Consider the following 20,161-nt stretch of genomic DNA (forward strand, 5'->3'; position numbering starts at 1 on the left):
CTGCCGGGGAGGAGGGCAAGTGGCGGGAGGAGACAGAGGGGTGATGGGCAGAGCGCAGGGGTTGCGGCGCTTCGGGATAGTCCATAACATGATTTTTAGAGCTTAATCGAGGGAGTTAATGAACAGGCCTACGCTGAGGGACGTGCTGGAGGCGCGGAGGACGATATCTCCGTATGTTCAGCCCACGCCGCTGACGGGCTACACCGCGCTGAACAAGGTGTTTGACGCCGACGTGCGGCTGAAGCACGAGAACCACCACCCCCTGGGGGCCTTTAAGGTCAGGGGCGGCGTCAATCTGATGGCGCATCTCAGCCCGCAGCAGAGACAGCGAGGCGTTATAACGGCATAGACGGGGAACCACGGACAGTCCATCGCTAACGCGGCGCGTTTGTTTGGGGCGAAGGCGGTGGTGGTGCCCGAGGGGGCCAACCCGCTGAAGGTGGAGTCGATGCGAAACCTGGACGCCGAGGTGCTTTTTCATGGGGGGCACTTCGATGAGTCGAGGGCTTACGCCGAGTCGCTGGCGGCGGAGCGGGGGATGCGGTATGTTCACGCGGTCAACGAGCCGCTGCTCATCGCCGGCGTCGGGACGTACGCGCTGGAGATTATGGAGGAGTTTCCGAATGTGGACTATATCCTTGTCCCCCTGGGTGGCGGCAGCGGGGCGGCGGGGGTGTGCATCGTCGCCAAGGCGATAAATCCGACGGTGAAGGTTGTGGCGGTGCAGTCATCGCAGGCGCCGGCGGGATACCTATCGTGGAAGGAGGGGCGGCTGGTGCAGGCGCCGATGGGGACCAGGGCGGAGGGGCTGGCGACGGGGACGGGGTACGAGATGCCGCAGGCGATACTACGGGACCTGCTGGACGATTTTGTCCTGGTGAGCGACGAAGACATTAGCCGGGCCATGGTCATGCTCATCGAGAAGGCGCATACGCTGGCAGAGGGGGCGGGAGCGGCGGCCCTGGCAGGGGCGCTGAGCATAAAGAAGCAGCTCAAGGGGAAGAGGGTGGCGGTGGTGGTGAGCGGGAGCAACGTGACGCTGGAGGCGCTGCGGGGGGCGCTGGATCTGCGCAAGCCGAACTGAAGCCATTGTTCTCTTTTAGTTGAGACGTCTTATACTAAAAGACTCCGTTGTCTAGTCGGGATACCACCCCCTTTGTCCCCTTTCCCGACTGCATCGGGACTGAGTACAGCCTGCTGGAAGGGGAAGAGAAAAAAGGAACCACAACCCCCTCTAACTCCCCCTTCGCCTTCCAGGCCGAAGGGGGAGAACCAGACAGGACATGCCAACGTACCGTCAAAGCGCTTCCGATTAGGGCATGACTTGACTAAGGAGATGCAAGAAGTGATATTGCAGGGCTGTCTTAAGAGGAAGGAGAAAAATGGCTGAGGCGAGGCCGGAGGCAGTCAGACCGGGGGAGCTCCACGAAGCGCCGGAGCTTCCAAAGAAACAGCTAGTTATGACCATGGCCGGAGTAATGCTGGCCTTGTTTTTGGCGGCGCTGGACCAGACGGTGGTCAGCACTGCCATGCCTCAAATCATCTCCGACCTGGGCGGGTTCTCGCAGTACACCTGGGTGACGACGGCGTATCTGCTGGCGTCGACGGCGGCGGTGCCGATTGTGGGGCGGCTGACGGACATGTACGGGAGGAAGTGGTTCCTGCTGGCGGGGACGCTGGTGTTTCTGCTGGGGTCGGTGCTGGCGGGGTTGTCGCAGACCATGGGCCAGCTTATCGCATTCAGGGCGGTGCAGGGATTGGGCGGGGAGTGATACCTGGCACTGTCGTTCATCGTTATCGGAGATTTGTTCTCGCCCAAGGACCGGGGGCGGTACCAGGGCTACATCAGCGGGGTCTTTGGGATGTCGTCGGTGGTGGGGCCGACCATGGGAGGGTTCCTGACGGACAGCCTTTCCTGGCGGTGGGTGTTTTTCATCAACATACCGATAGGGATGCCCCTGGTAGCGCTGCTGCTGACTTATTTCCCCAACATCCGGCCGTCGCTGATGAAGCACAGGCTGGACTACTTGGGAGTCATAGCGCTGGTGCTGACGGTGGTGCCGCTGATGCTGGCGCTGACCTGGGGCGGCGTCGAGTATGCGTGGGACTCGGTGGAGGTGGTGGGACTACTGGTGTTCTCGGCGGTGATGCTGGCGGCGCTGATATTTATCGAGATGCGGGCGGCGAAGCCCATCATACCGCTATCGCTGTTCAAGGACCGGGGAGTGAGCCTGTCTTACCTGAGCATCTTCTTCACGGGGTTCGCGATGTTCGGGGCCATTATCTTTGTACCGCTGTTCTTCCAGGGAGTGCTGGGGAAGTCGGCGACCAGCAGCGGCAGCTTTTTGACACCGATGATGCTGGGGACGGTCACGGGGGCATTACCGGCGGCAGGGGCTGGCTGGGCTGTGGATTATGGCGGTGGGGGCGGCGCTGGTGGCGACGCTGGACAGGGACACCAATTACCCGCTGGCGGTGTTTTATCTAATCATTATGGGCTTTGGAATGGGAATCACCTTCCCTACCTTCACCATCGCGGTGCAGAACGCGGTGCCGTATAGGGTCATGGGGGTGGCGACGTCGGCGACGCAGTTCTTCCGGACGATTGGTGGGACCCTGGGCCTGGCGATTATGGGTTCGGTGATGGTTAACCGGTTCTCGAAGAGCCTGCTGCAAGACACCCCTCAGCAGGTCAAAGACGCCATGACTCCGGGAACTCTGGAGGCGATAGCCCATAACCCCCAGGCGCTGGTGAGCGAGCAGGGGAGGGCGAATTTAGCCGAGGCCTTCAGGGGGGCGGGGGAACAGGGGCCGTCACCCCAGGCCCAGTTGTTGGATACCTTGAAGGAAGCCCTGGGTGGAGCGATCAACGAGGTATTTATAATCGCGGTGGGGATGATAGCGGCGGCGTGGGTGGTAACATTTTTCATAAAGGAGATACCGTTGAGGGGGAGGGCGCCAGCGGCGGTCCCCGGCGGCCCCGGATCAGGGCCGAGGGCCAAGGGGACGCCGCGGCCGGCGGAAGGGCCGGCGGGAGGAGATGGGAAGTAGAGTCTAATCGAGCGTATTCATAGCTAATAAATGTAAAAATGTAATAAGTGTAGACGTAGAATTGGGTTGGGATAACAGGAGGAAAGTGGGTGGGAGAGAGCGGGTCTTAGGCCGCACTACAACAGAGGAAACTGGGTGAACGGAAGCCTTAGAGTCCCAACCCGAGCTTATTCCGGGCTTTCCTCGAAGTAACGGGCGAGCTCGTCGCGGGGGAAGGTGGGGAGGGGTTTGGGGCCGTTGAGGCCGTCCAGGACCATGCCGCGTTTTTTATCGACGACTTCACCGACTTCAAAGGCCTGGATGCCTTCTCGGCGGAGGCGCGAGAGGAGGGTGGGGACCTGGGGTTTGGGGAGGGCAATGATTAGGCAGCCGGAGGCGAGGAGGCCGAAGGGGTTGAGGCCAAGGGCGCGGCAGATGTCGGCGCACTTGGTCAGCAGGGGGATAGCGCTTTCATTTATATATAGGCCAGCATCGGCGGCGTGGGCCAGCTCCTGGAGGCCGGTGGCGAGGCCGCCTTCGGTGGGGTCATGCATGGCGTGGACTTGAACGGCGTCGCAGGCGGCGAGGGCTTCCTTGACGACGCTAATGCCAGGGTCAAAGAGAAAATTGGCGGCTTTTTTCAGGGTGGCTGGGGGGACGCCGGCAGTCTGGAGTTGGGGGCCGCGCTCTCGGGCCAAGAGGGCGGAGCCTTCGATGGCGATGCCTTTGGTGAGGACGATGGCGTCGCCGGGGCGGGCGCCGTCGGTGACCACCTGCCGGCCTTTTTCGACCTCGCCGAGCATACAGCCGACAATGACGGGCTGGGTGACGGAGGCGGTGACCTCGGTATGGCCGCCGACGAGGGTGACGCCGAGGGCCTGGCAGGCCTCGGTGATCTGGTCGAAGATGGGTGAGACCTGGGACTCGGGGGTGGACTGGGGCAGGAGGAGGGTGGCGAGGAACCACTGGGGGCGGGCGCCAGCGCAGGCGATGTCATTGGCATTGACGTTGACGGCGTACCAGCCGATGAGGTCAGTGGCGAAGGTGATGGGGTCGGTCTTGGCGGCGAGGAGTCGGGGGCCGGCGTCGATGAGGGCCACGTCGCGGCCGATGCCGGGGCCGACGAGGACTCGCGGGTCCTTGATGGGGACCCGGGCCAAGAGCTTTTCCAGGACGTGAGGGGGAACCTTGCCGAGCTTCATATCATCGAGTCGAGGATAGAGGACGGCGGTCTGAGTGTAAAGTTAGAACAAGAATGTAAAGAGTAGCTAGTGTAATATGTAGTGTAATTACAATGTTCTAAAAAGTAGTGTATGTTCTAGACTTTGTTTAAAACTTATCTTATACATTTCTCGTATATACTTGACAATCGGTTGGAACGGGGCTATTATCATACAACAAAGCAGCAAGATAACCCAACAAGGGGGTGTCACAGTGGCAAGGAAGACCAAACTCATGAGGCGAGTCGAGCAGGAGCACAAGCAGCCGTTGGAACGGCTCCTGCCCGAGATGGTAAACGAGGTAGGGCTTTCCGAGACGGCGACGGCCCTGGGGGTGAGCAAGGCTACCCTGGGGTACTGGCTCTTGAAGCTGGGCATCAACGTTCGGCGGGTGGCCCTGGCCCCCGGCGAGACCCTGGAAGTTAAGCGGATAACTAACTAGCGACCCACCTAAGTATATCAAGGATAAATCGGCCGGTCCGTCTCAGATGGACTGGCCGATTCCTTTTTGCGGGCTAACGTCAGACCGGCAGGCGACGGTGGGGAATGGAGTTACTGTGCCAAAACCCAAGGTGTAGTATTAAAAAACAGTTAAACAACTACACGTTGTATATAGTAAGATCGCGTGTTGACGCTCAGGGTGGCAGCACGTATCATACTGCCACTATTTGCAGGGGTGGGTACTATGAAACTTTCCTGTCTTCAGGAGAACCTGAGCAAAGGACTAGCGATAGTCGGGAGGGCGGTGGCTACCCGTACTACCCTGCCGATCACCCAAAACGTGCTGCTGACAACTGACGGGGGCCGCCTGAGGCTGTCGGCCACCAACCTAGAGATCGCTATTACTACATGGGTGGGGGCCAGCGTCGAGGAGGAGGGGTCGCTGTCGGTGCCGGCGAGGCTTTTGACGGAGTTTGTGGGGTCGCTGCCGCCGGGGCAAATCGACATAACCTCTATGGACCGGCCCAAGAGCATACAACTGAAGTCTGGTCGTTTTGACGCAAGGATTAATGGGACGGACTCGGAGGAGTTCCCGCCCATACCGTCGGTGGACCAGGGGACGGCGGTGAAGATCAAGAGCAAGGTGTTGAGATCGGCGGTGGGGCAGACGGTGTTTGCGGCGGCGACGGAGGAGTCGAGGCCGGTGCTGACGGGGGTGAAGCTGGAGATAGTGGGCGACCACATGACCATGGCCGCCGCCGACGGGTTCCGGCTGGCGGTGCATCGGGGGAAGACGGAGGAGGCGGTAAAGGACTCGGTGTCGGTCATCATACCGGCCAGGACGCTTAACGAGGTAAGCCGGATGCTGGAGGACGGGGACAGCCTGGTGCAGGTCATGGTGGCGCCGGGGAAGGCCCAGGCGATGTTTCGGTTGGAGAACATCGAGGTAGTGTCGCAACTCATCCAGGGGAACTTCCCTCCCTACAGCGACCTGGTCAACGACGCCATGAAGGGGACAAAGGCCAAGGCGGAAGTGGCGCTGCCTGAGCTTTTGCAGGCGTCGAGGTCGGCGTCCATTTTCGCGCGGGACAGCAGCAACATCGTGCGGATACAGGTGACGCCGGGGAGCCCGGGGCAGCTAACGGTGTCGTCGCGGGCGGAGGAGGTAGGGGAGAACGTGGGGGAGGTGGAGTGCTCGGTGGAGGGGGAAGAGTCCAAGATAGCGTTCAACAGCAAGTACCTGCTGGACGTGCTGCAGGCCATGGGCGGGGAGAAGGTGTGGCTGGAGACCAGCGGCCCGAGCCGTGCAGGGGTGTTCCGACTGCCGGGGAGCGACCAGTACATACACCTAGTGATGCCAATGTTTGTACAGTGGTGAATGCTGATGTCCAGCCAAGCTTCAGAGACGATTGTCTATCATTTCCCGCCTGAACTTACATTGCTCCTAGTGGATACCATTCCCCTCTTATGCAAGTCGAAGCGGGACGTTTTGCTTTTCTTTAAAGGTGCCGGTATCCCGAGTCGGTACTTAGAGAATTTACAAGATCAGGTCCGTAGTAAGGAATCCGTCAACAAGTTTCAAATGGTTAGATCGGTTTTGGAGGCCATCAATTCCGCTGGAGACCCGTTGATAGCTTGTCGCCGTGAGGTTCTTAAACGGGTGACAGAATGGGAAGATTTTTCAACATGCTGGGCGGACGACCAATTGAAGGCTAAAGGTCTTGTGACTGAGGTTCGGCGCGTTGTTGGGGTAAAAGACTCATTTACAAGGATGAACCTTGAACGTGAGCATGAGCGCCTCCAGAGGGTAGAAGCTGCGAGAGTACAGGCCGAGGAAGTACGCAGAAAACAACTGGAAATAGACGGCGTGCGAAGAGATCTTACAGATTGTTTCCTGATTGAGAACCCTGCTGAACGGGGGCATAGGCTAGAAAGCGTTTTGACCAGGTTGTTTAAGACGTATGATTTGTCGATTCGTGAGCCATTTACCGTGCGTACTGAAGACGGAAAGATCTTGGAACAGATCGACGGCGCTATAGAGTATGAAGGTAATATATACCTTGTTGAAATGAAATGGTGGGCGGAAAAATTAGGTCCGGGCGATATCGCCCAGCATTTGGTTCGCGTTTTTAATAGAGGATACTCGCGTGGCCTATTTATTGCAGCTGGTGGTTTCACACCCGCCGCGATAGAGTCATGTAGAGAATCTTTACAGCGGACTGTATTCTCACTGTGTACTCTACAAGAGATCGTATTACTGCTGGAGCAACAGAAAGACCTAAGAACTTTGTTAAGAGCGAAAATTCAAGCCGCCATTTTGGACAAGAACCCGCTTTGTCAACCATTGCTCGCAGGATAGACTTGGCAGTCTGAAGAGCTATGGTTAGCAAATACAGAACAGGCTCACGTGCTGAAGCTCTCTTGGCAGACCAAAATCTTCTGGCATTGGCAAGTAGTGTCCTACTCGCTCAGACCTCGCAAGGGCAGAGGACGTTGCACGTATGCTCTTGGGAACGAAACGTCAGGCTGACTCAGCGAGAGAACAACTGATACAGTTAGTCGCTCCACCTCCCAAGCGTCCACTCTACTATTGCCAGCACGAGCTTCAGTTCTTACCTCGCTGGACGCGGGATGCTCTCCGAGACCTAGGCGATTACATAGATCTCCTTTTAAAAGAAGCACTATATGAGATCACGAGCAACGAGAGAGTGTTTAGGAATCCTTTTGGCTCTACTATAGATGCAATTGCTAAACTACCCAGACGTACGTTCTCCGATGATTTGCTATCAAAGCTCAGGATTTTCAACAATTTCATTTATGCTCCTGCAAAGCACGATTTCAAGCTACCGACAGGTCGGCGTGATCATCGCTTCACATCGCGAGAAGTTGTAATCTCCGCATTTGTCACTATGCGATTAGCAGCAACTATTACTGAATTGTCTCAAAGAGCCCGTCTCGCCAGTTTAGATAAGCTTCCGATGAATGACTACCATTATGAATGGCAGACTTAGAGGAACTTGCTTTCGACTTTAAAGTGGGCCACTTAAAAATGTTAGTATTGCACCATCGTCCTGGAGCTAATATCAGTGGCTACCCTTTCGATAAAAAACGTTCCTGAGGATTTGGCGGAGAAGCTGCAGGAGCAGGCTAAACGCAACCACCGGTCTCTGCAGGAAGAGCTTTTATCAATTTTTGAGGAGGCGGCGAAAGATCAGAAGCTTACAGTGAGGGAATTATCGAAGCATGTGAGCAAGCTTGGAATAAAAACTGGCGACGACTCCGCGCGGCGGATTAGGGAGATGAGGGATTCCAGATAAGGTAGTTGGGACTAGTGTGAAGGAGTTTTATTTAACGGACAGAGATTGGAAATGTCGCTCCAAAGCCGATTCCCCTGGCAGACAATCTATTTGGGATTAGGTGAATCTGTAAAACTCAATTGGTTTTGCTTACTGCCACGGCTTTCCTCAGTAGGCCAGATGTGGACTTTACCGTAGACGCCATCATAGCCGGGGTCGACGGTGATGTTGCCGTCGCGGACGCGCTGGACGCCTTCGGCGACGCGCTCACCGGCGACGGAGGCGATTTTTTCTATCGACGCCTCTTGCAGCAGCGGGAGTTCGGGACCGAGTTCTTCGATAAGGCTTTTATAGGCCTGCTCTACGGCTTTAGTGGCTACGCCCTTGCCCAGGGCGCCGGCGATGATTTCTTGGAGGGGGACCAGTCGGAGGTAGGGAGGGCGCTGCTCCGAGGGATCGATGAGAAGTCCAGCATCGCCGAGGGTGACGTGTTCCGGGCGGGCGGCGAGGGCTTCCACTCGATGGGCCACGCCGATGGTCATTCGCCTGCCGCATCGGGGGCACTTTTTGCCGGTGGGCGAGGCCAGGGTCTCCTGGGGAGACTGGCGGACGTGGCAGTTTCGATGGCCGCTGAAGTGGTACTTGCCTTCTTCGGGAAAGAACTCGATGGTATAGGCGATGGACTGGTCTTGGAGAGACTGGCGAAGGCCGTCGAAGGTTAAATCGCCGTCGATGGCGGTGACCTCGCGGCCCAGGCGAGGGAGGGAGTGGGCGTCGGAGAAGGAGACGATGGACTTGCCGTCCAGCTCAGGCATACGCCAGTTCATGGCGGGGTCGCTGGAGAGGCCGGTCTCGATGGCGGGTATGGCACTGAATATATCGCCGAAGCACTCCTCCATAGAGTCGAAGCCGCCTTCGGAGCCGTAGACGGAATACCAGGGCGTCCAGGCGTGGGCAGGGATGACGATGGAGCGGGGGTCGGTCTCCAGGGTTAGGGAGGTGAGGTCTCGGGCGGAGAGGGAGAGGGTAGGACGTCCGTCCTCGGCCAGGTTGCCCCACTGGGCGAGGGACTGCGCTAGCTTTTCCATGGTGTCGAAGGAGGGGACGAAGAGCAGCATGTGGACCCGGCGTGTCCGGTCCGCCTGGCGATAGACGCAGCTAACCTCGGTGCCGAGGATGAAGCGGCAGTTGTTGAAATCGAAGAGGCCGCCGGGGGCATCTGTCAGCTTGGAGCGAAGCTCGGCCATCCAGGCGGGGTGGGTAAAGTCGCCGGTGGCGAGGAGATGAATGCCCTTAAGCTTGGCCCAGGCGGCGAGGTTTTCCAGGGTGAGCTGGGGGCTGGTGCCCCGGGCGTAGGAGGAGCGGATGTGGAGGTCGGCGACATAACGCATAATTTAATTCTAGGTGACGGCAGGGTAATATGGTATGGGGAGGTGCGTTTCCGCGTCTGGGCTGTGGTAGACTAGGGTTCCAGGCCAACGTAGCTCAGTGGCAGAGCAGCGGTTTCGTAAACCGCAGGTCGTGGGTTCAAATCCCACCGTTGGCTCCATGTTTTTAGATACACAAGAAGGCCTCCGATTCGCCAGGAGGCCCTCTTTTTATGCCACCGAGTAAAAACTCCTAGCGCCAGACATTATAAGTAGACAGACACACGCAGCACGACTAGTCATAAAGAACCGAAGGGAGTATCAAAAAGAGGAGTTTAGTTCTATACACACAGGCTATCTTCAAACCTAGCAGGCAACAAAAAGGGAGATGGGGAGGGGTTAATTAATGAGAAGCAAACTGTTGACTCTAGGTCTAGCAGCTATTGGCCTCTTGGCATTTGCGCGTACCAATGTAGGCTGGCTTTCCTGGTCAGGCTAGAAGAGAGGGAAGCGCCATAGGGGACGATTGCCCCTGCTTCCAGAGTCTAACCTGAGGCGTGACGGCGGGTTGCCACGGCCATTTAGGTTGGATAGAATGGCCGTGCTTTCTACTATCGTTGTTCTTTAAGGCCTTGCAGGCCATATTATGGGTGACTGTGGGGGGGACGTTGGGAAAGATAGGCGTGTCACTGGATGACTATGAGGCCTTGGTGGCCGCTGCCAGGAAGGATTTCAAAAGCCGGCGAAGCGTCTCTGTTATCTTTTCGCCCGGAGTGTCCAAAGGGCTTCTCGAAAACTTTCTCCTGTTTTTCTGCGCGTACGGAGTACGCATAACCGAGCCAGTAGAGGGTTGGATCAGGCAGGCGGGGGAACGGTGCATCAAGCTGGGGTTTGGTCGACTGGGCGAATCGCTGCTGGTCCACTCGAAGCAAGAGGCGGGCCACCATCTGCTCTTCCTCCAGGACGCGAAGTCCCTGGCGGCAAGGGCCGACGCGACTCATAGGATAGGTCTTGACCTCGCCGCTATCCTCGCGATGCCTGACACCCCTGGTATAGACGCTTACCGCGAATTACATAAGCGCGTCATTGAAGGAGACAGTCCGTACGCTCAAATCGCCATCGAGTATGAGATTGAGGCCTTGTCTATTGAGTATGGCCCTCGATTAATAGGTCAAGTCATAAACCGTCTAGGGCAGGAGACGGCGCAGGGGCTAAGTTTCATCAAGCACCATGTGGCCGCAGACGTAGGGCATACCAGCTTCAACCAGCGGCAAATCGAAAACTTACTGGCCTTTCATCCGCAGGCAATCAATAAGCTGGCCTACGCAGGTAAAGCAGCCTTAGCTGCCTATGGGATTTTCCTAGATGATTGCCTGGAGTTAGCCGGGACACAGCGGGCAGAAGCGGTATGAGCAGAGGAAAGGTCTTCTGGGAACTTCGCCCTCCGCCTCTAGGCGAGGATGAGTCTTCATCTCAAGGCCAATGGCTGGATGAGCTGGTCCATATGCGCGGCAGGGTTCTCTACGCAAATAACCGCCGTCCTATGTTCAGGACCGCCGCAGGTGAGCTGGTGGACTCCGACCCAACCGACCACGCGGCATACCACGTTCTGGCCCGATCTGAGGGCGAGCTTATTGGATGCTGCCGGATGGTCAGGTTGGATGCTATTCCTTGTTCTACCACGGAGGAACTGCTGGGCGCGGGACGATTTCAGAAGCTGCTGGACTGCCTTCAGGTAAAACGCAGCGACACCGGGGAGGCCGGACGGTGGGTGGCCGTGCCTGAGGCGCGGGGCCTGGAGGTTGGGCTGCGGCTTGTGGCTGGAGCATGGGCGGTGGCAAGGCGGCTGGGCCTCAAAACCGTGGTGGCTGTCGCGGGCACTCGCGACGGGCAGGACGCGGCGCTTATGCGGATTGGCGGGCGACGAGTGGAGGACGTGGGGCCTATCGCGGCGCCTAGGTACGCTGATGAGGTGGTGGTAATAACCTTTGACGTTGCTCGACCGACCCCGTCCTTCGCGTCGCTTGTCCAGCAGATGGAGGAGACCCTGTTTGCGCCGCAGGGAAGTCTGGCCCGTTTGCCTAGTGAGCGCCCCTAGGCAAAGTCCAGCCACTTCTCTTCCAGGTTATGGGCGATGACGGTCTCATTTACCCTTTTCTTGTTGAGGAGACGGGCGGTGTAGAGCCAGGACCCTTGATGACGCCGCGTGGCGGCGTCAATCCACCCCAACTGGCCACGATAGTCACCGCGCAAGACGCATATCTGGCTGCCGGGCAGAAATCTGGGCGCGTTTTTCTTGGCAGGGGTGTTTTGTCAGCCGCAACTCGGGCACTTTGCAGGCGTCTTAGCAAGGAAGTAAGCAAGATAGAGTATGGCGGGCAATATGGCTGGAGCAAGCCATAAGAGGAGCCATTGCCAACTGAAGCCTTTAGCGGGCTTTACGTTTTTATCGCATTTAACACATAGCATATTTGCGGCGCCTTAGAGATATTTTGATGGTGCTAGCATTGGAGGCCCGATAAAGGGGACCTTTCCTACGGTTAATGGGGTGAGGACTCCCCTGGCAACCTTAATCATTTCAGATTGGTTTAGAGCCGTATCAGGGAAACCCCCACGGTTTTTGGTCAATATTAATAGATAGAGCTTGGCGGCCCTTTAGCCTGACTGCGGCTGAATCAACGGCGGCGACCCTCTCGTTTCATAAGCAACAAGATTAGTGCCCGCGGCAGATACAATCCAGGCACGAATTCAGGTACAATATATAAGAAATGATGTTCTAGTTGCATTCCCAGGGCCGCGACGCGCGGTGGAGATGCGGCCGGGGCACATTAAACAAGGGATGGTTGAGGGCAGTCCGCGTCACGGGTTTGTAATGATGGATCTAAATCGGGAGGGCGCAGCTATTCTCGAGTTGGTCCTCGCCGGCGCACGTTACGAAACACTTTGGAACGCCTGAACCGGCCTTAACTTAAGACAAGTCGTCGAGGACTAATGGACAAGCGTTTGCTTAAGCCCGGCTGGGCTGGGTTGCTGGGGCTAAGTGAGGCCGTTTATATCCGGTCGGAGCTGCAGAGGAGCGGCGCGTTGAGGCGCCTTTGGGGTTTTGGCAAAGATGTCCAGCTAGCCGGAATAGCCCGCCGAGCCTACCCGGAAGACCCACGAGAAGCCGTTAAGTACATTCACGAACAAGAGCCAGTCGAGAAGCAGCCTCCGAAACGCGCTGCCAAGCCGGAGAACCCTCAGAACGGGAATAGACGCGGCACAACGATACGCTTAGGGAAACGCCCTAAGCCTCGCGCCGCCGCGGCGCGCTCTGGCAGCATCAAGGCTAAGGTAAAGCCCAAAATCTACAAGGGTACCAACGCCAAGGCTAAAATTCACAAAACTGCCAAAGCGAAACCAAAAATCCACAAGCCCGCCAAACCTATAAAGACCAAGGCAAAAATGAAAAGCCGGGAACGACCTAACCAATTGAAGCGTCGGGCGGAACAGCGTGGTAGACAAGCCGCGAGTCGTAAACGTAAATAGGCACGTCTTCAAACTTTCTATGCAAAAACATCGTACAATAATTAACCGCTCCGCGCTGGCGTAAAGCCAAGACTACATTGTGAGGTCTGAGATTGTCGTCAAAGATTAAGGGCCTAGTTGTATTGCTGGTTATGCTGGCGTCAGGCGCCGTCTTGCTGACCGCCTGCGGTAGCGACCCAACAGCGACACCGTTGCCGACGGCGACGCCGACGCCCTCAGCGCCACAGGGAGTATCTGACGCGGAATTCCTATTTCAGCGGGGGCAGGACTTGGAGAAGGAACAGCTGTACACACAAGCTGTCAAGGCTTATGACGACCTTATCAGGATCAACAACCGCTACCCCAGGGCGTTTGTGGTGAGAGGCGAGGCGTTAAGGAAGCTGAACATGCTGGATGAGGCCGTTAGAGACTTTACTCAGGCTATACGCCTGTTCCCAAGGGATTGGGAGGCGTATTACCTGAGGGGCTCCACCTTTGGGAATCAGGGCAAAATGGACTTTGCGCTAAAGGACTTTGACGAGGCAATCCGCCTGAACCCCGGTCACGCGCCGTCGTACAACGCGCGGGGGTTTGCCTTGTCCGGCACAGGCAAGCTGGAGGAGGGCATAAAGGCCTACGACGAGTCGATTAGACTGGACCCCAATTATGCCGTGGTTTACGCGAATCGCGGCATGGCCCATGCGGTCAGGGGGGACGACGTGAAAGCTGAAGCGGACCTTCGGAAGGCTGTGGAGCTGGGGCTGGACGAGGAGTCGTTATTCGCGGAATTTGAGGAGGTCAAGAGCCAGCGCCCATAGGCGGGGATAGCGGGAAGGCCAGATCATGAGCGGACAAGGGGGAGACTTGGTTGTTAGCGACGAGACGGTAACCAAAGCTGTGGAGTTCATGGCTTGCAGCTTACATTGTCGAAACTGCGGCACTCGCGCACGGTACGGCGATTACGAGTGCCCGCACTGCGGTCGAGACCTGGAGGAGGACCTGCGTATATGGGCGTCGGGACTGCTGGAGCGGGCGCTGAGTCGGGAAGCAGGGTAGGACAGGGTTTAAAGAAGCCGGTAATTGACACGGCGTGAGGCCCGACGGCACAATAGGCGAGTGGCCCCCCCGGGAATTGGGGACCAAGCAGCCGATGACGACCGCGGGCCTATTTGTTCAAGAAAGGGATCCATGAGCGAATTAATTTCCAGGCTGGAGAAGATTGCCAAAGGGTCGCAGACGCCTATGGGGTTTGGAGCGGCGTCGCGGGCGGAGAAGATGGCTTGCATGGCGGTAGTAGGGTTGCTGCGCGCCAACCACGTGAAAAAAGCTGACTTGATTGCCAAGACTAAACTTGACGCGGCGCTAATTGAGGGCAATGGAGTGGACAAGGAGCTATCGGATATTTCCGGCGCGCTCAAAACTATCCCATGGGGCCTGGCGGTGGAGGAGCTGGACGGAAAGAGAGCGAAGGGACTGATAGAGAAGGGGTGTGATTTCTTTGTGGTATCGCCAGAGAAGACCCAGATGGAGGCTATGAAAGAGGAGAAGCCCGCCTATCTACTTCCCGTCGCTATAGATTCGGATGACCGGTACTTAAGGGGAGTGGAAGGGCTGCCGGTGGACGCCGTCATTCTTTCCATGGACTCGCCAGCGCCGCTCACGCTGCAACATTTCATATCGATAGGCATCATACGTCCGATGCTGGACAAGTATGTGCTGTTGAAGGTAGCAGCGCCGCCGACAGCTAAGGAACTGGAAGCGCTTAGAGACGCCGGGGTGGACGCGCTGCTGGTGGATATGGAGAAGACATCAGAGAAGGCTCTGACCGAGTTGAAGGAACGCCTGATGAACCTGCCGAAGCCTCGGAAGAACTGTTCAGATCGGTTGAGCCCAGTGCTGCCTAGGTTGTCGCAGAAGACGGCCGCCACCCCTCGAAGGACTGAGCCGGATGAAGACGACGACGATGAGAGCTAGACGTTTTTACGGCACGAGCTGAGATAAAGCAGATGGACAAGATAGCAATTATCGGAATGGGGCTTATCGGGACATCCTTGGGGCTTGCCCTAAAGACGGTCCAGTTGAAGGATGTCCAGTTGGTAGGGGTGGATCTGGAGCGGAGCAGGGCCAACAAGGCGCACAAGATGGGCGCCATCGACAAGGTGGAAGGCAACATTCCGACCGCGGTGCAGGACGCCGAAATAGTGTTCATCGCCACACCGGTGATGGCGATGAAGGATGTGATGGAGACCATAGCGCACCGATTGAAGGATGGGGCGCTGGTTACGGATACTGGGGGCACCAAGCGGGACGTGCTGCAGTGGGCTAAAGAGAAACTTCCTTCCAGGGTGGACTTTGTAGGGGGGCATCCTATGGCGGGGAAGGAGACGCCGGGCCCCCAGAACGCTACCGCCGACTTGTTTCAGGGCAAAGCGTACTGCATAGTGCCCGGCGCCGACGCCAGCCAGAAGAGCGTGCGGGTGCTGATGGACTTGGTATCGTCCTTTGGCGCGCGGCCGTACTTTATCGACCCAGGCGAACATGACAGCTTTGTGGCGGCAGTGAGCCATCTGCCTTTTATTACATCGGCGGCGCTGGTGGGCTGCACCAGCAAGAGTCCGCAGTGGGATGACATCAACAAGCTGGCGTCCTCAGGATTTCGCGACGTGACCAGGCTGGCTTCTGGCGACCCTATCATGCACAGAGATGTATGCGTGACCAATAGGGAGAGTATTACCCACTGGATAGGGGAGATGATTCGAGAGCTGGAGCGGATTAAGGCTGTTGTCAGTAAAGAGAATAACAACCAGGAACTTAACGAACTGTTCGAGAAAGCCTTTGTGGAACGGGAGAAGTGGCTGATGGGGGCACCGTCTCTGGTAGAGGCTAAGATGGCCGCCGACAGGCCGAAGCCTCCGGGTTTTACCGATATGTTTTTCGGGGAGAAGATAAGCAAGAAGCTCTTTCACGGGGATGAAGGCAAGGGCGGCAAAGAGCGCAAAGGTTAGTTTCCAACTTGCGACATATTATTAAGCGCCCCCGACGATTGGAAGGCTCCCTGTCCCTGCCCGGCGACAAGTCTATTTCCCATCGTTCTCTCATAATGAACGCTATGGCTAAGGGCACGGCCAGAGTCACGGGGCTGTCCCAGGGGCAGGACGTGGTGGCTACGCGGAGATGCCTGCAGAACCTGGGGGTAAAGATAGAATCGACGGATGGGCTTCGGGAGGTGGTGGTGTACGGGCGGGAGGGGGAGCTGGAGGAGAGCAGCGCTATTTTAGACGCGGCCAACAGCGGGACCACCATGAGGCTGATGTCCGGGCTGCTGGCGTCGCAAGCGTTCCTGTCCGTGTTGACGGGGGACGACTCGCTGCGGTCGCGGCCCATGGGGCGGGTAGTGCAGCCGCTGTCGCAGATGGGGGCGTCGATAATGGGGCGTAAGGGCGATACGCTGGCGCCGCTGGCGATTCGTGGAGGTGGGCTGAAGGGCATAGAATACAAGATGACGGTGGCCAGCGCGCAGGTGAAGTCGTGCATTATACTGGCTGGCCTGAGAGCCAGCGGAGAGACGGTAATACATCAACCCTCGCTATCCAGAGACCACACGGAGCGTATGCTGCAAGCCATGGGCGCGCCGGTGGTGGAGGATGGGCTGACGCTGACGGTGAGGCCGGGGAGGCCGAAGGCGGTGGATGTGAACGTGCCCGGAGATGTCAGCGCAGCGGCGTTCTGGATGGTGGCAGCATCCTGCCACTCCGACGCTCAGCTGCGGCTATTGAACGTGGGGATGAACCCAGGGCGGACGGGTATATTAGAAGTAATGAGGTCCATGGGCGCTAAGATAAAGGCGGAAAACGAACGCCTGGAGGGCGGCGAGCCGGTGGCGGACCTGGTGGTGGAGCCGTCGCGGCTGGAGGCCACGGAGGTGGGCGGCGATGTGATACCGAGGGTGCTGGACGAGATCCCGGTGCTGGCGGTGGCGGCGTGCTTCGCCAAGGGAACCACGGTTATCAAGGACGCCGAAGAGCTGCGGGTTAAAGAGTCCGACAGGATAAAGACGACCGTGCGAGAGCTGTCGCGGATGGGAGCTTCCATCGAGGAACGAGCAGATGGGATGGTTATTCACGGGACGGGGAGACTGAAGGGCGGTGTAGGACGCAGCTATGGGGACCATCGACTGGCCATGGCGCTAGGTGTGGTGGGGCTTATCGGGGGTGGCGAGGTGACGGTGCAGGGGGCAGAGTCGGCGTCAGTGTCTTACCCGGAGTTCTGGGAACACCTAAACTCGGTCATCAAGAACTGAGGTCAGAGAATTGACGCAGCAAGGGCCTGTCTCCGGCGCAACCTTTGGAGAGCCGCTGTTAGTGGTGGTGTCTGGGCCTTCCGGCGTGGGCAAGGACGCGGTCTTTCAGTATATGCGAAACCTGGACAGGGGCTGGCATTTTGTAGTGACGGCCACCACTCGCCAGCGCCGCAGGGACGAGCGCAACGGCGTCGACTATATTTTTCTGGATAGGGACGAGTTCGAGAGGATGCACCAGAGTGAACTTTTCCTGGAGAGCGCGCAGGTCTACGGCAACTGGTACGGCGTGCCCAAACAGCAGGTGAGGGAGGCGCTGGCGCAGGGCAGAGATGTGCTGATGAAGATTGACGTGCAGGGCGCGGCAACGGTGAGGAAGCTGGCGCCGGGCGCGGTAATGATATTCCTGGCGCCGCCATCGGTGGAGGAGCTGGAGCGGAGGCTGCGCTTCCGGGCCAGCGAGTCGCTCATCGATTTGAGGAATCGGCTGGAGGCGGCGAAGTTTGAGATGGCGCGGATACACGAGTTCCAGTACAAGGTAGTGAATCAGAACCACCGGCTGGACCTGGCGGCCTTCTGCATCGAGTCCATAATGGCCGCTGAGAAGTGCCGGGTGGGTCGCGGCAGGGTGGAGATTCTGTAGGCATGACTACGCAAGCCAGGCCCCGCCTGCCGGAGTGGTTCAAGGTGCCGATGCCCGGCGGCCCCAACTACATGGAGCTAAAAGGCAGGATGCGGGACTCGAAGCTCCACACGGTGTGCGAAGAGGCCAGGTGCCCGAATATTGGCGATTGCTGGGAGCGGAAGAGCGCCACGTTCATGATTCTAGGCGACATCTGCACTAGACGGTGCCATTACTGCGCGGTGACGACGGGCCGGCCTATTGGAGTGGATGTGGGGGAGCCAGAGCGGCTGGCGCAGACGGTGAAGGAGATGGGCCTCAAGTACTGCGTTATAACCTCCGTGAACAGGGACGACCTGGCCGACGGCGGGGCTTTTATATTCGGGATGTGCATAAAGCGGATTCGTGAGACGACGCCGGGATGCCAGGTAGAGGTGTTGATACCGGACTTCGATGGGAACGAGGTGGCACTGCGTCGGCTAGTGAAGGCGCGGCCTGACGTGCTGAACCATAACATTGAGGCGGCGCGGCGAGTGTTTCCCAAGGTGCGGCCCAAAGGCAACTACCAGCGGTCGCTGGAGCTGCTGGCGCGGGTGAAAGAGATGGACGCCGCCATACCAACCAAGTCGGGGATTATTGTGGGGCTGGGGGAGGATGTGGACGAGGTGGTGGAGACGATGAAGGACCTGCGGTCGGTGGGGTGCGACCTGCTGACCATTGGGCAGTACCTGAGGCCATCGGCGAAGCACTGGCCCATCGCGCGGTTCTACAAGCCCAGCGAGTTTGAAGCGCTGCGGAAGGTGGGGATGGAGATGGGGTTCAAGCACGTGGCGTCGGGGCCGCTGGTTCGCAGCTCCTACCACGCTGACGAGCAGCACGCCGCGGCTAAACCTTAATCCCTGGTGGGGCAATAGGGTATGAGGCCCCAGGCCGTTTTGTCGAGGCAGTCTGAAGCCAACCTTGTTCTCTTTAATGCCAGGATTTTGACTATGGACTTGGCGCGTCCACGGGCGGAGTGGGTAGTGGTGTCGGAGGGGAGGATTCGGGAGGTGGGGGACGGTGGGGGGTATAGGGGGCACCTAGGGCGGGGGACGCGCTCGATTGATTGTGGGGGCCGTACGTTGCTGCCTGGGTTCCATGATGCGCACTGTCATATCCTTGGCCTGGCGTCACGTTTGATGGCTCTCGACTGCGGTCAGGACAAGGCACCGTCCATAGCTAAGATTAAAGACCTGGTGCGACGCCAGGCTGGTGATACAACTGAAGGAAGATGGGTCCGGGCCTTTGGGTATGACGAGGCTCTGCTAGCGGAGGGGAGGCATCCCAACAGACGCGACCTGGATGAAGCTGCGCCGTCGCACCCTGTGCGGCTGGAGCACCGGACGGGGCATGGGGTGGTGCTGAACAGCCTGGCGATGTCGATGCTGGGGATAGGCAGAAACACGGAAGACCCGCCGGAGGGGATGATTGAGCGGGATGAGTCGGGGGAGCCGACGGGTGTGTTCCTGGAGATGTCGTCGTATATAGGCAAGCTTATGGCGCCGTATCGGCGGCGAGAGGAGATGGAGGAAGGGGTGAGGAGGGTTGACGGGCTGCTGCTGTCGAGGGGGGTGACGTCGGTGCAGGATGCGGGATGGGAGAACGGGCTGGAGCGGTGGGAGACGCTATACGACTACAAGCAGCGGGGACTGCCGACGCCCCGGGTGACGATGATGGTGGGCTGGCGGCATGCTGTCGAGATGGAGGGGATGGGGCTGGGGCCAGGTGTGGAGGCCGGAGGGCTGCGCGTGGGGGCGGCCAAGTTCATGCTGACGCTGACCACAGGGGCGCTGCACCCGCCGATGGGGGAGTTGAGGGAGGCAGCGCTGGATTTACATAATCGAGGGTGGCAGCTGGCGTTCCATGCCGTCGAGAGGGAGGCGGTGGAAGCGGCGGCGGAGGTCATCGGGTATGTCCAGTCGAGGAAGCTGAGGCCGGGGGCGAGGCATCGGATCGAACATGTGTCGGAGTGCCCGCCGTCGACGCTGGCGAAGGTGAAGGCCAGCGGCGCGGTGGTGGTGACGCAGCCTGGGTTTATATGGCATAACGGTGACCGGTATTTGAGGCTGGTGGGTAGAGAGATGCTGCCGAATCTGTACCCACTGAGGTCGTTGACGGAGGAGGGGATTAGGTGGGCGGCCAGTTCTGACGCGCCGGTGATTGAGCCGGACCCGCTTTTGGATATTTACGCTGCTGTTAGCCGGAGGACGGTGGGAGGTGGAGTGGTGGGGGAGAGGGAGTCGGTGGGGGTGGAGGAGGCGGTGCGGGCGTGGACGCTGGGAGGGTCGTACGTGGGGTTGCAGGATGGGTTGCTGGGGTCGGTGCAGGTGGGGAAGGCGGGG

General features: G+C 58.5%; 20 protein-coding genes, 1 tRNA gene and 1 pseudogene. 20 read left to right on the forward strand and 2 right to left on the reverse strand.

Annotated elements, in window-relative coordinates:
• Window positions 1–118: 118 nt before the first annotated feature.
• From FJ320_10460 to FJ320_10475, 4 genes and pseudogenes are all read left to right on the forward strand, one after another.
• Window positions 119–1,084 (forward strand): annotated as a pseudogene (locus FJ320_10460) (threonine/serine dehydratase).
• 298 nt (window positions 1,085–1,382) lie between these two features.
• Window positions 1,383–1,772, forward strand: coding sequence for an MFS transporter (locus FJ320_10465; protein MBM3926383.1), 390 nt, complete (start codon window positions 1,383–1,385; stop codon window positions 1,770–1,772).
• A 3-nt stretch (window positions 1,773–1,775) separates the two neighbouring features.
• Window positions 1,776–2,561 (forward strand): MFS transporter, encoded by a 786-nt coding sequence (locus FJ320_10470; protein ID MBM3926384.1) that lies wholly within the window; start codon window positions 1,776–1,778, stop codon window positions 2,559–2,561.
• Window positions 2,506–3,051, forward strand: a complete 546-nt coding sequence (locus tag FJ320_10475; protein MBM3926385.1) for a hypothetical protein — start codon at window positions 2,506–2,508, stop codon at window positions 3,049–3,051. Before FJ320_10470 ends, FJ320_10475 begins: the two co-directional genes overlap by 56 nt.
• A 167-nt stretch (window positions 3,052–3,218) precedes the next feature.
• On the opposite strand, the gene FJ320_10480 is transcribed toward FJ320_10475, so the two are convergent.
• Window positions 3,219–4,232, reverse strand: coding sequence for a hydrogenase expression/formation protein (locus FJ320_10480; GenBank protein MBM3926386.1), 1,014 nt, complete (start codon window positions 4,230–4,232; stop codon window positions 3,219–3,221).
• 232 nt (window positions 4,233–4,464) lie between these two features.
• Between FJ320_10480 and FJ320_10485 the strand changes: the two genes are divergently transcribed.
• The 4 genes from FJ320_10485 to FJ320_10500 all read left to right on the forward strand — a co-directional run bounded on the left by FJ320_10485 (window position 4,465) and on the right by FJ320_10500 (window position 8,008).
• On the forward strand, window positions 4,465–4,692 hold the full coding sequence (locus tag FJ320_10485) for a hypothetical protein (protein MBM3926387.1): 228 nt from the start codon (window positions 4,465–4,467) through the stop codon (window positions 4,690–4,692).
• A 243-nt stretch (window positions 4,693–4,935) separates the two neighbouring features.
• The gene (gene dnaN / locus FJ320_10490; GenBank protein ID MBM3926388.1) at window positions 4,936–6,069 is read left to right on the forward strand and encodes a DNA polymerase III subunit beta; all 1,134 of its coding nucleotides are present in this window, start codon (window positions 4,936–4,938) and stop codon (window positions 6,067–6,069) included.
• 6 nt (window positions 6,070–6,075) lie between these two features.
• Window positions 6,076–7,050 (forward strand): restriction endonuclease, encoded by a 975-nt coding sequence (locus tag FJ320_10495; GenBank protein MBM3926389.1) that lies wholly within the window; start codon window positions 6,076–6,078, stop codon window positions 7,048–7,050.
• 706 nt (window positions 7,051–7,756) lie between these two features.
• Window positions 7,757–8,008, forward strand: coding sequence for an Arc family DNA-binding protein (locus FJ320_10500; GenBank protein ID MBM3926390.1), 252 nt, complete (start codon window positions 7,757–7,759; stop codon window positions 8,006–8,008).
• Between the two features lie 86 nt (window positions 8,009–8,094).
• Here the strand turns inward: FJ320_10500 and FJ320_10505 are convergent, their stop codons facing one another.
• Window positions 8,095–9,378 (reverse strand): DNA helicase UvrD, encoded by a 1,284-nt coding sequence (locus FJ320_10505; GenBank protein MBM3926391.1) that lies wholly within the window; start codon window positions 9,376–9,378, stop codon window positions 8,095–8,097.
• Window positions 9,379–9,461: 83 nt separating this feature from the next.
• Here FJ320_10505 and FJ320_10510 point away from each other — a divergent pair.
• The 12 genes from FJ320_10510 to FJ320_10565 form a co-directional block, all read left to right on the forward strand.
• Window positions 9,462–9,536 (forward strand) — tRNA-Thr (locus tag FJ320_10510).
• A gap of 450 nt (window positions 9,537–9,986) precedes the next feature.
• Window positions 9,987–10,766: an iron-containing redox enzyme family protein gene (locus tag FJ320_10515; protein MBM3926392.1), complete on the forward strand. Its 780-nt coding sequence runs from the start codon at window positions 9,987–9,989 to the stop codon at window positions 10,764–10,766.
• Window positions 10,763–11,452: a GNAT family N-acetyltransferase gene (locus tag FJ320_10520; GenBank protein ID MBM3926393.1), complete on the forward strand. Its 690-nt coding sequence runs from the start codon at window positions 10,763–10,765 to the stop codon at window positions 11,450–11,452. The genes FJ320_10515 and FJ320_10520 overlap by 4 nt, the downstream gene beginning before the upstream one ends.
• Window positions 11,453–12,345: 893 nt before the next feature.
• Window positions 12,346–12,882, forward strand: a complete 537-nt coding sequence (locus FJ320_10525) for a hypothetical protein (GenBank protein MBM3926394.1) — start codon at window positions 12,346–12,348, stop codon at window positions 12,880–12,882.
• 92 nt (window positions 12,883–12,974) lie between these two features.
• The gene (locus FJ320_10530; GenBank protein MBM3926395.1) at window positions 12,975–13,679 is read left to right on the forward strand and encodes a tetratricopeptide repeat protein; all 705 of its coding nucleotides are present in this window, start codon (window positions 12,975–12,977) and stop codon (window positions 13,677–13,679) included.
• 46 nt (window positions 13,680–13,725) lie between these two features.
• Window positions 13,726–13,917 (forward strand): hypothetical protein, encoded by a 192-nt coding sequence (locus FJ320_10535; protein MBM3926396.1) that lies wholly within the window; start codon window positions 13,726–13,728, stop codon window positions 13,915–13,917.
• Between the two features lie 132 nt (window positions 13,918–14,049).
• Complete coding sequence (locus FJ320_10540; GenBank protein ID MBM3926397.1) at window positions 14,050–14,835, forward strand: hypothetical protein; 786 nt, start codon at window positions 14,050–14,052, stop codon at window positions 14,833–14,835.
• Window positions 14,836–14,867: 32 nt separating this feature from the next.
• A complete protein-coding gene (locus FJ320_10545) occupies window positions 14,868–15,866 on the forward strand; it encodes a prephenate dehydrogenase/arogenate dehydrogenase family protein (protein ID MBM3926398.1) in 999 nt (332 codons plus the stop codon).
• An 8-nt stretch (window positions 15,867–15,874) separates the two neighbouring features.
• On the forward strand, window positions 15,875–17,161 hold the full coding sequence (aroA, locus tag FJ320_10550) for a 3-phosphoshikimate 1-carboxyvinyltransferase (protein MBM3926399.1): 1,287 nt from the start codon (window positions 15,875–15,877) through the stop codon (window positions 17,159–17,161).
• A 55-nt stretch (window positions 17,162–17,216) separates the two neighbouring features.
• Window positions 17,217–17,801: a guanylate kinase gene (locus FJ320_10555; GenBank protein ID MBM3926400.1), complete on the forward strand. Its 585-nt coding sequence runs from the start codon at window positions 17,217–17,219 to the stop codon at window positions 17,799–17,801.
• 2 nt (window positions 17,802–17,803) lie between these two features.
• On the forward strand, window positions 17,804–18,676 hold the full coding sequence (gene lipA, locus FJ320_10560) for a lipoyl synthase (protein MBM3926401.1): 873 nt from the start codon (window positions 17,804–17,806) through the stop codon (window positions 18,674–18,676).
• 21 nt (window positions 18,677–18,697) lie between these two features.
• The coding region (locus tag FJ320_10565) for an amidohydrolase (GenBank protein ID MBM3926402.1) at window positions 18,698–20,161 on the forward strand (1,464 nt) is incomplete at its 3' end.

Source organism: SAR202 cluster bacterium, assembly GCA_016872285.1.
Taxonomy (GTDB): domain Bacteria; phylum Chloroflexota; class Dehalococcoidia; order Lucifugimonadales.